Origin of the sequence: Arenibacter amylolyticus (assembly GCF_002150785.1) — a bacterium.
GTDB classification, from domain to species: domain Bacteria; phylum Bacteroidota; class Bacteroidia; order Flavobacteriales; family Flavobacteriaceae; genus Arenibacter; species Arenibacter amylolyticus.
Genome location: NZ_MTAZ01000003.1, coordinates 27,166 through 42,367 on the forward strand (window position 1 = coordinate 27,166; position 15,202 = coordinate 42,367).

The following is a 15,202-nucleotide window of genomic DNA, read 5'->3' on the forward strand; positions in this document are numbered from 1 at the left end:
TAATGGTTATTATTTATTACTTTTATCCTCGTGAATAGGGTAGGGAAGCATCCTATTCCTTCTTCGCCATTTTATACCCTTCTATAGTAGTGTAATATTTGGTTAGCATGTTTGGCTCCTCCCAATTAGGTAATTGTCCCTGCTTTAAATATCGTAAATAATTTTGGGTTACTTGTGCGAAATGTGCTTCGTGTCCAATTTTATATTTCGCTGGGATGTGAATCTTGTATAGTAGGTTATTTACTTTTTCTGCAGTATTTCCTGGATATATTTTAGCAATATCTTCCTGCAATGCCGCATTAATATCAGCTTCTAGATTCCCTTTTTCTTTGAGACTTACATACAGGGTTGGCTTATAATCTTCTTCTGCTCCCTGTTTTATAATGAGATTACTTTTAGTTCCTCTCATTATACTGTAGTGGGTATCACCAGTACCTTCGGGAGCTTGGTAATTCCAAATCACCGAAACCTTGGCGTATTTACCTTTAATCTTATAAATCATTTCCCCATTGCAATACACCTTTAGCTTGTCGCCCACCAAATCTTTTTTAAGGTAGTCTGGAAAAGTATCCAAACCAGTCACTTTACTAAACTCCTCCAAAGTAAGATCTGTAGACCAGCGCTTGGCGCTTACCATCTCTATATCGGACTGGTTGATGATTTGCTCGGGGAATAGCTCCCATTGCACCAGATCTACCAAATGCGTGGTTACATCTACCATCCCCTCCCCTTCTTCGTTGATATCAAAGAACCATGCCGGACGTACTAGGGGCTCCCCGGAAACGTATTTATAAAAATGGTGTACACTTTCCTTACTGATAGCAGGAGTTTCCTGGCTTCCGTCTATCACCTTCCCAAATACCTTGGGAGAAGCAGATAAAAGTCGCTGTACATCCGTAGTCACCTCAAAACGTTCGGTCATGATATCATAGATCAACACCCCATTTTCCTTGGCCACCTTAAACGCCTCCTCCAGTTTTTGATATCCTTCTGGATTTATCACCAATGGCTTATCTGCATAAACATTAATTCCGGCTTTCACTGCGGCAAGAATATAGTCGATCTTTTTGGAGTTCTTCCCAGCGACGATCATAACATTCCCCGGTTTCTCGGCTATCATTTTTTTCAAATAACCGTCTCCCAAAAAAGTTTCTACCTGCCAATCCGTAGGGGAATCTGCTCTAGAATTATAAGCTTCTATCTTACTTAAAAAATCTTTTACCTCTGGCCCTTCTGGGGCAAAGACATACATGGTGGAGTCTACCTCTGGATACATGGTTTTTTGCACCAGTGCGGCATGGAAATGCCCAGGGTCCAAGGTCATCAACCTCACCTTTTCCGTATCGGGTTCCTCGGTTAATTGTTTTTCTTTTTTGCTTTCCCCGCAGCTTAGACAAAGAATTAGGAAAAAGCTAATAGTACAGTATTTCATAGCTTAAAGTATAAACGCAATTACCCCCTCCATTGTTTGGTAGAATGTAGCAATAGGGAGGTACAATTTGCGATAAATTGGATTTAGGTTATTACACCTTTACATAGTTGGTTCCGTAGGGTGCTCTTTGCTCCCTCTGTAATAAGGCATTGGCTTCATCGTCATTTATAAACATTTCTTTTTCGTTGTCCCACTCTAGCTTTCTATCAAATTGCATGGCAATGTCACTAATTAAGCAGGTAACGCAGGCCTTATGTCCTTTTCCTACAGGAGAGATGGGAGTTTCCCTAGATTTAATACAGTCTAACCAATTTCCGTGTTGATCTTCTATTTTATATAAATGTGTTTCATTCTCACCTATTACAGATTCCAAAATCTTGGGATCTGAGGCATTTAATGCCTTGTTGCTTTTTTCTTTATCCACAGGGTCGGAGGCAGAGGCCTGGTAAGCCCCTCTGGACACAAATATCCATCCATCCTCACCAATGTATTTTATCCCATTGGGATACCCTCCACTGGTATAGACCGTAATATTATTTTCATACTGATGTTTCACAAAAAAATCGCCATGCACGTTCCAAAGACCAGATTTCGGGAATTCGGCCAAGGCCTCCACAGAGATTGGCCCAGTTAATTCCGTATTCATTCCCCAAGCTGCCGAATCGTAATGATGCTGTCCCCATCCGGTGATCATCCCTGCCCCATAGCTCCTAATTCGGAGCCAACCAGGTCTGCCATATCCTTGTTGCGGATGCACGCCAATTTCGGTATAGGGCACTTCTGGTGTTGAACCTTGCCATGCCTCAAAATTAAGATTTGAAGGTATAGGCATTGGGGGTGCCTCTGTTCCGGCTGGATCCCCCGGCAGTCCAATCTTAACGGTATGCAACTTTCCTATCCTCCCATTACGCACCAACTCTGCAGCAATTCTAAATTGGGGCATTGCCCGTTGTTGGGTTCCAACCTGTAGAATGGCTCCAGTTTTCTGAATTACTTCTCGAAGCTGCTGCCCCTCCCTAACCGTTAAGGAGGTGGGTTTTTGTAGGTAAATATCCTTTCCTGCCAAGGCAGCTTCCATAGCGGGTTGGGCATGCCAATGATCGGGCGTACTTATCACTACGGCGTCTATATCTTTATTGAGGAGCATCTCCCTATAGTCGTCGTAAACCTTGGTATCCATATAATTATCCTGTCCCGTTTTCTGCTTATAGAAATTATCTACCAATATTTTGGCATCGGCAGCCCTATTGGCATCCACATCACAGACGCCTACAAAACGCGTCTGCTCGTAACGGATGGTATCGCGGATATCATGGTCGCGCGCAATTCTTCCACAACCAATCTGCCCAATATTTATCTTGTTACTAGGAGCATTTTTCCCGAATACACTTGCGGGAACTATAGTGGGAAATGCCACTGCCGCCGCTGTACCCAAGGACGATTTCTTAATAAAACTTCTTCTTTGCATTGGTAATTATAATTTAGTTTGTTATTTCTTCTACTTGTGGCGGATTTGCAAATGACTGCCAATAAGCTTCCGCTTCCCCTTTGGTCAATTCACCCTCAAACACTAGCATTCTATAATTTAATGTATACTCTTTATTTGGTTCTATGGTCCACTCTTCATGTCTGATAGGGCAAAACTCAAAAAACATATCCCCACGACCACCGTTCCCATCTATGGGCCAAACCCGCATAGGTTCTGGATGGGCCCTATTTTTTGGATAACTCATAAACAAAATACCATTGGTACCTTTACCATTGGCAGATGCACCTGTCACCATACACCAACGGGCATTGGTCCCATCTGCCGTGAGTCGGTCCTTCCCCTCCGAGGTGAGTACCGTAACATTGTCCTTATGCCAACGTTCTGTAAAACGCATTCCGAGTCCACCCCCATAGCGATAGGCTTCAAAAAGAATTCCAGACCCTAGTGGGGTATTAAAAGTTGTGGTATAATCTACCATATAGTGATCTGGTCTACCCAAATCCCAAACCCTTACCGCTAGATTTTCGTTTAGGGCTATTTGTTTTTCTGGCTCGGTTGCCGTTAAGTTGATGTGCTGTTGTTGTGCTGAAAACCCCGCATAGATAGCGCCTTGGTACAGTTCATTAAACTCTTTAAAATGCACCGTCCCTTGCTTCTCTCCCAAATTCCAAAAATCTACCTGCTCCCCTTTAATCCGGGTTCGGGTCCACGGACCCCAGATACCATAATGATGATAGTGGTCTGGAGGTTGAATACGACTAAGCGTGTCCCCAGAGGGGGAAAGTAAGGGATGAATATATCCAGATTTCCCAAAGACCGAATCTACTCCCTCTGGGGGATAAGTCATTCCAAACCTATAGGTTAATAAAGGTAAAGTCCCTTTTGTTAAATTAAGATCTCCTTTACTCTTAATGACCCTTACTCCTGCATCTAGTTCGTTTTCATCCACTACCTGTTTAAGCGTATACTGCTCCCCATTTTCGGCAGTGTGAACAAACCACAGTTTACTCCTATTCTTGTCTAATTGGAAGGGGATTATACGCCCCTCATTTAGCAGTATCAAGTTTTCTGGATCGTGCAGAGAATTGTTCCCCAATTTCTCCAAATCCAAAGCGATCGGGGAGGTATGTAAAACGCCTTCATTATTGAGTACGGCAAACTTATAGACGCTGTTGTCTTTACAGGATAGGGTGATTATCAATACACAAGCAATAATGACTTGTTTCATTTTAATGGGTTAATTATAGAACATTTCCATAAAGCTACTAATTCCATTAGACCCCTTCTCTTGTTGTATTCTAGGCACAAAGTCTTGATTATCCTCTCCCCATTACAAGCTCCATCCTCTTACGCAACCGATTGCATAAAAAATCCTTACCGACCTCTTTTATTATATCCTAAAATATCGCAAATTATAGCGTTTATCCTATGAAACCATAACATATAGTAGCTTTTATGATGCCTAAGGTATAAAAATATTGCTTACTTTTACTGCAACAATTGCGCAACTTTTCAATAAACCACATGAATAAGAGGATTACCATCTATGATTTGGCTAAAATGCTTAATGTATCCCCAGGAACAGTAAGTAGAAGTCTTAACGACCATCCATCCATTAGCAAAAAGACTAAGGAAAGGGTAATTGCCAAAGCCAACGAATTAGGCTATAAGTCCAATAAGTTTGCAGCTAACCTCAGCAAGCAACAAACCAACACTATAGGGATCATTGTCCCTAAGCTAGACTCTTATTTCATGTCTTCCATGCTTGCAGGGATAGAGAAAACGGTAAATGAAGCAGGATATAATTTAATTATCAGTCAGTCTTTAGAGTCCATGGAGAAGGAAAAGCTTAACGCTGCGACCTTATTTAGCAGTAGCGTAGATGCCATATTAGTATCCTTGGCATACGACACCTCTAGCTTTGAACATTTCACTCCTTTTATCCAGCACAATATTCCGCTATTATTTTTAGATCGTGTGCACCATATCCCCAACTGCGCCACTCTAATAATAGACAATAGATTAGCTGGAGAGGAAGCTACGGAACATCTGATACAACAAGGCTGCAAGAACCTGTTATACATAGGAGGCAATCCACAAAGGAATGTATATTCTGACCGATTTAAGGGATTTAAAGACGCCCATTTAAAAAACAATTTTACGGTTGACGCTTCCTATTACTTGGAATCGGATTTGAGTCGAGATTCCATAGGGATGATCGTAGCGCATCTAAAAAGCACCAACAGAAAGATTGATGGGCTTTTTGTAGCCAGTGATACCTTTGCAGCGCATTTAATTAAGGCGCTGGTACAGGGAGGTTATAAAGTTCCAGAGGACCTAAAAATAATCGGGTTTAATAACGATCCCGTTTCGGAGCTGGTAACCCCCACCTTGAGCACCATAGATTATCCTGGATACGAGATGGGCGTCTTGGCTGGCCAAAGTGTAATCAGTCAACTAAAAGGAAGTATCAATTTTAAGTTGGCCAACACCATTACCCTTAGACACCAACTAATTATTCGCGAATCTACCTTAAACAATAAATAACAATCATGAAAAAAACTATTATCACTTGTCTATGCGCTCTCTTAACAGGCTCCTTTTGGGCCCAGAGCTTGGAGTCCTTTCCGGTAACGGATGAATGGCTCGCCAAAATAGAAAGCATAGCTCCTTCTTCCCCACGTGTTAAAGCCAGTACAAAAAAGGTACTTGTATTTTCGCAACACACCGGTTTCTACCATTGGACCACCCCGCACAACAATGAAATGCTAAAAATATTAGCAAGGAAAACTGGTGCATTTGAGGCAACTATAGCTTATGACATAAGTAGTTTCGATAAAAAAAACCTAAAGCAATACGACGCTATCATTCTGAACAATTCTAATCCGGCCGGACCTAAGCGCGACTTGTTCTGGGATCTTCTTAAAAAGAACAGCAGCCTTCCGGATAAGGTCATAGAACAACGAGCAGCTATTTATGAACAAAACTTATTGGATTTTGTGGCCAAGGGTGGCGGTCTAATGATCTTACACGGAGCAATTACCGTACAGAATAACTCCGTAGCCTTTAGCAAAATGACCGGAGGTAGTTTTGATTACCATCCCAAGCAGCAAGAAATGCACCTGAAGGAGGTAGATCCCAAGCACCCTTTGGTACAGGCTTTCAACGGCAAGGGTTTTACCCATGTAGACGAACCCTACTTTTTTAAGAATGCCTATTTCGACTATAATTTTAGGCCGCTTCTGTATATAGAGGCAGATAAACTGGAAGATGTACGCCACAAAGTAGAAAACAACACCATTTATGTATCTTGGATAAAACGCCATGGAAAAGGCAGGGTGTTTTACAGTTCACCTTCCCATAACGCTCAAAGCATGGACAATCCGGCATTGCTACAGTTCTTCTTGGATGGCTTGCAATATGTAGTTGGGGATCTAAAAGCAGATGACAGCCCTATAGGCAAACCCTAGTTTCGCACCGTATAAACAGTATTTAACAAATGAAAATGCGCACCATTTCTGGTGTGCATTTTTTTATAACAATTCAAAGCGCCCCCTAGCGTAGGCTAGGAAAACAAGCTATTTATTAAAATCGAAATAGGATTTGGCATTGTAATAGGAGATATCCGAAACAATCTTGCCCAACCATTTTTCATCAGCAGGCAATTCCCCATTTACCACATCCTGTGCCAAAAGGTTGCACAATATTCTTCTAAAATACTCGTGCCTAGTAAAGGAAAGGAAACTTCTAGAATCTGTTAACATACCCACAAAGCAACTTAAAAGGCCCATATTAGACAAGGTATTCATCTGCTCTTCCATACCTTGTTTTTGATCTAAGAACCACCAACCGGAACCAAATTGCACCTTCCCTTTTACCGAACCGTCATTAAAATTCCCAACCATAGTAGCTATAACCGCATTATCCGCCGGATTGAGGTTGTAAATGATGGTTTTTGCCAATTGGTCCGTGCTATCCAAGGCATTTAGAAAACCACTTAACGCCCTAGCCTGTGAAAAGTCGCCAATAGAATCGAATCCCGTATCTGGGCCCAATTGGGACAACAGCCTTTTATTATTATCCCTAATAGCCCCCAGATGAAACTGTTGCGCCCATCCCATTGCATGGTATTTTCTCCCCAAGAACAGCAATACTTGAGATTTAAAGTAGTTTACCTGGTCTTGTGGGATAGGCCTTCCATTCTTTACCTTTAAGAAGCATTCCTGTATGTTGTAGGTGCCTTCCTCAAAGAAATATAGTTGTTCCAACCCATGGTCTGCCAACCTGCAGCCCTGGTCGTGGAAAAACTGAATTCGGTTATCCAAGGCCTCCAATAAATCTTCATAATTCTTGATCGCAATCCCAGATACTTCCGACAATTGCTCCAAGTACAGAACATAGTCATCGCCTCCCTCTAAGGCAAAGGCCTTATCTGGCCTAAACGTGGGAAAGACCTTTGGTGAAACCCCTTGCTTCTTAATAATTCTATGATATTCCAAAGAAGCAATTGGCTCATCTGTTGTACACAGGGATTCTACTTGCTGCTGCTGTAGCAACCCTTGGGCATAATGCGATTTTTGCGCCAATTGCGCATTGGTATTTTCATAAATTTCCTCGGCCGTATCCGGTCCTAAAAGCTCATGTATTCCGAAATAACGCTGTAACTCCAAGTGCGTCCAATGGTACAATGGGTTTCTGACGGTAAACGGAACGGTACCGGCCCATTTTAAAAACTTTTCCTTATCACTTGCTTTCCCAGTAATATAGTCTTCATGGATCCCCAGGGTCCTCATAGCCCTCCATTTGTAATGATCCCCAGCCAGCCAGGCCTCACTAATTGTATTGAATTGATAATTCTCCGCGATTTCCTTGGGAGATAAATGGTTGTGATAATCTATAATCGGTAAATCCTTGGCATACCCATGGTACAATCGCTTAGCAAAATCGCTCTGCAGTAAAAAGTCATCCTCTAGAAAGTTTTTCATAATATATAGGTATTAATGCCGGTGTTTACGGTTATGCTATTTATAAAATTTCCGCCAAGGTTTTAAAATACATTCTCATTTAACGCGCCTCTTCGATCAATTGGTTTAGCTCCTCCTCGGTATATTCCATCCCGCTTTTTGATTTTTGGTCTCGCAGGGTTTTAATCTTGGATGCATTAAGCGACCTAGGATGATTGGAAAAGGCATTGGTGACATAGGAAATAATATCGGCTATATCCTGATCCGAAATATTGCTGTTATTCATAAGACCTGGCATTTGGTGGTTCTCATCATATATTTCCCCGTTTATTTCCAAGGGTCCTTTTAAACCGTGCAATATAATTAACCCCAATTGCTCCACATGTTTGGAAATATACTTGGAACTAGTCAGCGACGGAGCCAATCCGGTAATCCCTTCCCCACTAGGAGCATGGCAAGCAGCACAAATTTGCCTAAAGAGCATCGCCCCTTTTGTCCTAGAGTCGGTTTTAGGCATTTGCTCGGAATAGATATAGTTTGGACGCTCCTTAATTTTTCGCTCCTTGGTGGCCGCCAACAGGGAGCCTATACCAGAGGTCGCCTCCATTCCCTTCCTTAGCACATAGGCATCCAAAGAATCTAACACCGCTTCAGATCCACTAACTATGGCCTCCTGCACCACCTTATTATCCTGATATTTTTGGGCTAAACTATGAAGTAATGGAAAGAACAAAGCTTGGTCTTCCTTGGCCCAAACTCCCAGTGTAGAAGCAAGGTAGGTGTCAAGGACAGCTTCCTCACGACCAAGCAGCTCCTTGAAAAGTCGATGAGCTTCCAGCTTGTTTTTACCGCTCGCAAACCCCTCCATGAGCACCAGACCATGTGCGGCTACCTCTGCTCCGGAATTCAACACCAGCTGTTGTAGCAACCCGAAATTAAGTTCCTCCAAGCCTTCCAAGGTGTATAGCGCGTGTATTTGCCCCAAAGGTTCATTTTCATTCCCTAAAAGGTGCTGTAAAGACGGGACAAGCTTCTTGTTATTTCTGTGTATCAACAATTGCTGGGCTCGGTCCCGCACCCAACCGTTGGCATGGGTCAATAATGACACAAGCTCTTCCCCCTCTATATTACTGAGGTCTACAGGTTTACCATCGGGTTTATTTGCATTTTTAACTCTCAAAATTCTTCCATAGTCCAATATGGTATCCAATTGTTTCTCTGCCGAGACCTTTTTAAGGTAAGGGCTTAGGAAGGCGTAATGTTGAATTACCCCACGGTGCATATCTACCACATACATATTCCCATCCGGGCCATTGGCGAGATTAACAGGTCTAAACCCCTCATCTGTGGAGGCCAAAAACTCTTTCCCTTCCCACGCTTGCTTGGCGGTTACCCTCCCATTATTAAAGCTAAGAACATTCCTTTTTATGGCATTCACTTCTGGAATACACACAAAGACATTTTGATCATAGTCCTCTGGGAACATTCCGCCCCTGTACACCAGGGGACCGCAAGCAGCAGTTACATTAATCAACAGGCTATCTTGGTTAAGCACCCCTTTCTCATAGCCTCTATTTACCGATGCGGCATGAACTGGGTATACCCGTTGGTCCAGGGTGAGCACCTGAGCTACCCCGTGTTTCGGCACCATATATTTATTGCGGACCAGCCTATTGGGCAAAACGTGATCTCCCATTAACTGGGTAGAATTATTATTGTAATAGAGTCGGCCAAAATTATCATGGCTAATTCCCCATTGGCCTCTAAGGGTAGTAGGCTCCTTTATCCATTCTCCGTTTTTTCGCCGGTATCTGAAATTGGATTTGGCATTATAGATCCAGTTATCCACATTCATCCTTAAACCATTGGGCTGATGTTCCGGATTGCCCACCGTGGCATATAAGGAATCTACCAAGACCTTATTTACAGGCTTATCTCCTGCTATTTCCACAAACCACAAGTTGGGAGATTCTACATACAACAGCCCTCCATAAACTAGGGCCAACGCTCTTGGCATCACCAAACTATCCAAAAAGGGAATGGCATGATCCATTACTCCGTCCCCATCTTTATCTTCCAATATTTTTATAGCACCCGAACGCTCTTCTTCGCCTGTACCTTCTAGGTTTTGCATAAACCCAGGCATTTCGGCAACCCAAATCCTTCCACTCTCGTCAAAATCCATCGCCACGGGAGCCACCAGTAGTGGTTCCGAAGCCACCGCTTCTAGTACAAAGCCATCTTCCAAGATATAATCCTCCAGAGATATTACTGGTTCTTCATAGGTGGGTTTACAAGAAACAATAATCAATAACATTAAAAAATATCGCATTACGCTCACATTGTTTTTATGGGAGGACGCGTGTAAAACCACCTAAGCTCCTCAGATTTATAGTTCATAACGGACCATAGGCAATTCCGGAAAATCCCCTAGGATCCTAATTTTAAGCATACTAAAATACCACAGCACCTTTAAAATTACTAACCTAACAAAGATTTTTAATTTAATCTGGAAAAGATTGGAAAAAGGGGAAGAATCCAGCTGTTTTTTTTAAGCATTGAGCATCAAGGCTTTAAGCTGGAAATGAATACGCTATACTTATAACTACCACCAAGGTTATTTCTCAGCGGTTTTCAATTTATCTTTTAGCAGCCTAATTTTTTCCTTTGAAAGTGGTTTTTCAATAAAATCATGAACCACATCGTAGGACTTAATCCTTTGCACCTCCTTGGGGTCTATGGTAGAGCTTACTACAAAAATTGGTTTCTTGTCTATTTTAGACAATTTACTTATTTCATCCAGAAATTCCCAGCCGTCCATTACCGGCATATTCAGATCTAAGAAGATAACATCGGGAGCATCCTCATTTTCCTCACCACCTGGCATAATATGCTCCAATGCTTCTTTTCCATTTTTATAGACTTTAACATCCGAGCAAAAGTCATTTTTCCTGAGCAATATTTTTGCACCAAAAACAAAGACTGGATCGTCATCAATAATACAGACTTTTTTAACTGTTTTCATGTCTAAAATAGGTTATAAAGTTCGTCCCCCTATCCACTTCACTTTCTACAACAATTTTACCCCCCATGGCTTCTACTTGGTTTTTACAGAGGAATAGCCCCATACCACGGGCATCGGGATGATCATGAAAGGTTTTGTACATTCCAAACAATTTAGAACCGTGCCGTTCCATGTTAATTCCCAATCCATTATCCTTGACACTTAAGAAAACAAAGTCTCCTTCCATACCTGCCGTAATCACAATCAGGAGTGGACGATCTGGAGATTTATATTTAATAGCATTGGTTAAGAAGTTGAGTATAATACTCTCCAAGTAGGCATGTACCGCCAGTACATTAATATCTTTATCCACGTTGATTTCTATCTTGGACCCCGCTTGTTTGGCCAAGGACTCTATGGAATTTACTGCGTTTTGTACGTTTACCAGTAAATTTTGGGAACTTAGGGTATTGCTTACTTTGGAGTTGATCTCTACTATTTCATTTAAATGGCAGATGGTATCATTCATACTATCCGAAACCATTTTGATATTTTTAAAATACTCGTTTTCAGATATAGCTTCATCGTCTTGCTCTGCCAAATCTAGCAACATAGAAATATTACTGGTATGGGACCTTAGGTTATGGGATACAATATGTGCAAAATTCACCAATCGGTTATTGTGTTCGGTAAGGTTATCGGTCAGTAGTTTTTTGTCTGAAATATCCTGAATTTGGGACACCAAATGGGTAAATTCTCCAGAATCATTCCTCGCCGCCGCCAGGGCAACCTGCACCCAAACATACCTTCCACTCGCGTGGATGTACCGCTTTTCTACTCTATAGCTTTCCCGTTTCCCCTCTGAAATTTCCTGCAATAAGCCAAAGGTCATCTCCCGTTCCTCCTCATGGGTAAGCTGAAAAATGGTCTTGTTCAGGATTTCCGGCTCTGTGTATCCTAGGATCTCACAGATTTTAGGGTTTACTTTCTGCAGTTCCCCGTCCAAATTAAGCACCATCATTCCTATAGCGGCATGCTCAAAAGTCTTTCTAAAAACCTCCTCGCTAAAAATAAGGTCTAGTTGCGTTCGCTTATTTTCATTAATATCCTGCACCAAGCCTGATAAGCGTACGCATTTCGCATTTTTAAATTCGGGAACCCCAATCATCCGCATCCACTTCAGGTTACCTACCCCTGTCTTCAACTCCAACTCAAAATCGAACTTCTCCCCATTATCGATCGCGTATTGCAGGGTCTTGAACATCATTGCCCGATCCTTTTCCTGCACAAAGGTGTTAACTACATACTCTATTCCCTGTGGCAGGTAGTCATCTACCTCCAATATTCGTCTTAGGTTATCACTCCACACCACAATTTTAGATTCCGGATCCATTTCCCAAGACCCCAATCTTCCAATTACATGGGACTGCTCTAGGCGATTCTTATAATTTAACAAGAGAATTTGATCCTTTTTCCGTTGGGTAATATCCTCTACTTGGGAGACGAAATGTAGCGCCTCTCCTTTTTCATTTTTTACGGCAGCTAGGGAAACATTGGCCCAAATAACTTGTCCATTTTTATGAATATACCGTTTTTCCATCTTATAGGAATCCCTTTTTCTTTCCATAAGTTCGGCCATCAGCTCTGCCGTCCTTTCTATATCGTCTGGATGGGTAACGTCGTAAAAAGACAATTCTTTCATTTCCGATTCGGAATAGCCCATGATGTTGGTAAGGGTAATATTGGCCCTTTGCAGCCTCCCTTTTAGGTCTATGACAGCCATCCCAAAAGGAGCATGTTCAAAAGTGAGTCGCGACTCCTCTTCCTTAATGGCCAATTCTTTTGCTGCCACCGTTTCTTTATCCACATCCTGAAAGAAGCCGTACAATCGCGTACATTTTCCGTTCTTATAATCGGGTATCCCAATGGTTCTAGACCAAAAGATTTTTCCGGTAGTATTTATCACTTGAAGCACATGATTAAAGCCTTTTCCCTCTTCCATGGCCATTTTCATGGCCTTTTTCATCGTTTCCCGATGCTCCCCCTCCTTAAAGAAATCGTAAACATCTTCCAAGGTGGGAACGTAGTCCTCTGGCACTCCGGCCATTTCTTTAATCATTGGACTCCAATACAGGGTGTTTTCATCAATATCCATTTCCCAAATCCCGATATTAGCTACATCATTGATCCTACTGATAAGTTCGGCATTGTGCTGCAATAAGAGTTCATTCTGTTTCCGCTTGCTAATATCCTGCACCTGGGAAACAAAATGCATAATCTCCCCCTCTTCATTGGTTATGGCAGACATGGAAGTATGGGTCCAGACAACCGTTCCTTGTTTATGGATAAACCTATAATCCATTTCTATATGTTGACGTTTGCCCTGTATCAATTCGCCTATCCGATCCTTATAGCGTTCTAAATCTTCTGGGTGGGATACATCCGTCAGATTCATTTGCTGTAACTCTGCCTCAGTATACCCATAAATGCTACAAAAACTAGGATTGGCGTGCATCAATTTAACATCCTTACTTACAAAAGCCATCCCTATGGTAGAGTGATTAAAGGTTTGTCTAAACTGCTCTTCCCTAAGTTTTATTTTTAACTGCGCCTTTTCTATATGGTCTACATCCTGCAAAAGCCCATATACCCTTCGGCAACTTCCCTTGGAAAATTCGGAAAGCCCTATAATGCGCACCCATTTCACCACTCCATCATTGGCCTTTAAACGGACCAATTCTTCAAACTCTATAGGTTTCTCCATCGCCTTCTCTATGAGCGCATCTATTCGGGACCTATTTTCTCCTTCCACTATAAAGCTTAGCCCATTTTCTATAGAGGGGTTATAATCTGCAGAGACCCCATGTATTTGTCTGGTGACCTTACACCAATAAATTTTGCTGTTCTGAAGATCTATTTCCCAATGCCCCACTTTTGCTGCCTCATTGGATCGCTCCAAGAGGTCTTTGTATTTTGCCAGAAGTAGTTCATTTTTCTTTCTTTGGGTAATATCGTAGTGCATCCCAGAAACCACTTCTGCTTGCCCGTAAGCGTCATACTTAGTGATTTCCCCACGACAAAGTATCCAAACCCAATGCCCCATTTTATGACGCATGCGATACTCCAATTCGTAAGCACCATTTTGCTTTATGTGATTCTCCAGACTTAATTTAACATCCTTTCTGTCCTCTGGGTGCACAAGATTATGGAAAACCTGGACGGTCGTTGGTGCTAATTCTTCAAGGGTATAACCAATCATTTCGGCCCATCTCTCATTACACACTACAGCACCCGTTTTTAGATTTCCTTCCCAAATCCCCAGCTTTGCCCCTTTTATAACATTATGGTACTGGTCGTTTTTTTGTGTGAGCTGCTTCTTACATTCCAAGTATTTATCCAAACAAATGGCCATCCCCATTAACCGGTTGGGTTTCCCCGCCTCATCGTATGCAATGGCTCCCTTAAAATTCACCATCAAGGTGTGCCCCCTTGCATGTTTGCAGACAACATCTACGTTAAATGGAAACTGTGTGGGGTTACTCTGGTGTTTTTGATAGGCCTCTAAGATTAGCTGAAGGTTATCCTGATCCAAAAGTAAGGACCATTGAAAGGGTTGGTCTTCTACCGGGGCAGTATCATAGCCTAGTAGATGCCAAAGTTTATCGTTTAAGTAGCCAAGCTTAGGATTCTTAAGATCCCAATACCATAAACCATCGAAGGCATTTTGCCCCAATAAATTAAAGAACTGGGACTCGCTCCCTATCCATGCGTCAAATTCCCTCTTTAAGCCACTCATAAAAGATGTGTAAATAAAACCCTAAGTTTATAAATATATTTAATTTTAATAGATTAAGTTGCCAAAGAATCGCAAATTTTCACAGCTTCTGTACCCACTTACAGATCTAAAATCATTTAAAACACCTTGTCAAACTTTCATCTTTAAAACGGCGTATTCCTAGGCTTATAAAGTGATATAAAAATCCCTTTGCCCCCTATTTTGGCAAAGTTGCGTAATAATAAAGCGCAAAGCTGATTTTAATCGACGAACTACTTAATCGGACCAATCATCGGAGGAAAAACAGGAAAGAAGATTCATACAAAGCCATGCTTCCACAAGCTCCTTTTTTTTTATTTTGCAAATTACTTTGAACTCAGCAGCGGCATAAATTATCATTCTACCCTCTATTGATTCTAGCACAACGGGCCTCATTTTTATTGGGAAATCAATTTATTCCTTAGCTATGCACCGAATATAAAAACTTCTTATAACAATCGAGTAGGAAGGTAGCCATTATTTGGCTACCTGTCCTCTC

The 15,202-nt window shown here is 41.8% G+C and carries 9 protein-coding genes; 2 read left to right on the forward strand and 7 right to left on the reverse strand.

The features are described 5' to 3' along the window. Positions 1–52 precede the first annotated feature (52 nt). From BV214_RS00775 to BV214_RS00785, 3 genes are all read right to left on the reverse strand, one after another. Positions 53–1,432, reverse strand: a complete 1,380-nt coding sequence (locus tag BV214_RS00775) for a putative oxidoreductase C-terminal domain-containing protein (RefSeq protein WP_086475571.1) — start codon at positions 1,430–1,432, stop codon at positions 53–55. A gap of 91 nt (positions 1,433–1,523) precedes the next feature. Further along, positions 1,524–2,900: a Gfo/Idh/MocA family protein gene (locus BV214_RS00780; protein WP_086475572.1), complete on the reverse strand. Its 1,377-nt coding sequence runs from the start codon at positions 2,898–2,900 to the stop codon at positions 1,524–1,526. Positions 2,901–2,913: 13 nt separating this feature from the next. Then, on the reverse strand, positions 2,914–4,149 hold the full coding sequence (locus tag BV214_RS00785) for a DUF6807 domain-containing protein (protein WP_086475573.1): 1,236 nt from the start codon (positions 4,147–4,149) through the stop codon (positions 2,914–2,916). A gap of 296 nt (positions 4,150–4,445) precedes the next feature. Between BV214_RS00785 and BV214_RS00790 the strand changes: the two genes are divergently transcribed. Together BV214_RS00790 and BV214_RS00795 are read left to right on the forward strand one after the other, a co-directional pair. Continuing rightward, entirely contained in the window at positions 4,446–5,468 is a 1,023-nt protein-coding gene (locus BV214_RS00790; protein ID WP_086475574.1) for a LacI family DNA-binding transcriptional regulator, read from the forward strand. A gap of 5 nt (positions 5,469–5,473) precedes the next feature. Next, the gene (locus BV214_RS00795; RefSeq protein WP_086475575.1) at positions 5,474–6,391 is read left to right on the forward strand and encodes a ThuA domain-containing protein; all 918 of its coding nucleotides are present in this window, start codon (positions 5,474–5,476) and stop codon (positions 6,389–6,391) included. A gap of 108 nt (positions 6,392–6,499) precedes the next feature. Here the strand turns inward: BV214_RS00795 and uxaC are convergent, their stop codons facing one another. The 4 genes from uxaC to BV214_RS00815 all read right to left on the reverse strand — a co-directional run bounded on the left by uxaC (position 6,500) and on the right by BV214_RS00815 (position 14,685). Further along, on the reverse strand, positions 6,500–7,906 hold the full coding sequence (uxaC, locus tag BV214_RS00800; RefSeq protein WP_086475576.1) for a glucuronate isomerase: 1,407 nt from the start codon (positions 7,904–7,906) through the stop codon (positions 6,500–6,502). Between the two features lie 79 nt (positions 7,907–7,985). Further along, a complete protein-coding gene (locus tag BV214_RS00805) occupies positions 7,986–10,217 on the reverse strand; it encodes a DUF7133 domain-containing protein (protein WP_086475577.1) in 2,232 nt (743 codons plus the stop codon). A 285-nt stretch (positions 10,218–10,502) separates the two neighbouring features. After that, positions 10,503–10,910, reverse strand: a complete 408-nt coding sequence (locus BV214_RS00810) for a response regulator (protein WP_086475578.1) — start codon at positions 10,908–10,910, stop codon at positions 10,503–10,505. Continuing rightward, a complete protein-coding gene (locus BV214_RS00815; protein WP_086475579.1) occupies positions 10,897–14,685 on the reverse strand; it encodes a PAS domain S-box protein in 3,789 nt (1,262 codons plus the stop codon). Before BV214_RS00815 ends, BV214_RS00810 begins: the two co-directional genes overlap by 14 nt. Positions 14,686–15,202 lie beyond the last annotated feature (517 nt).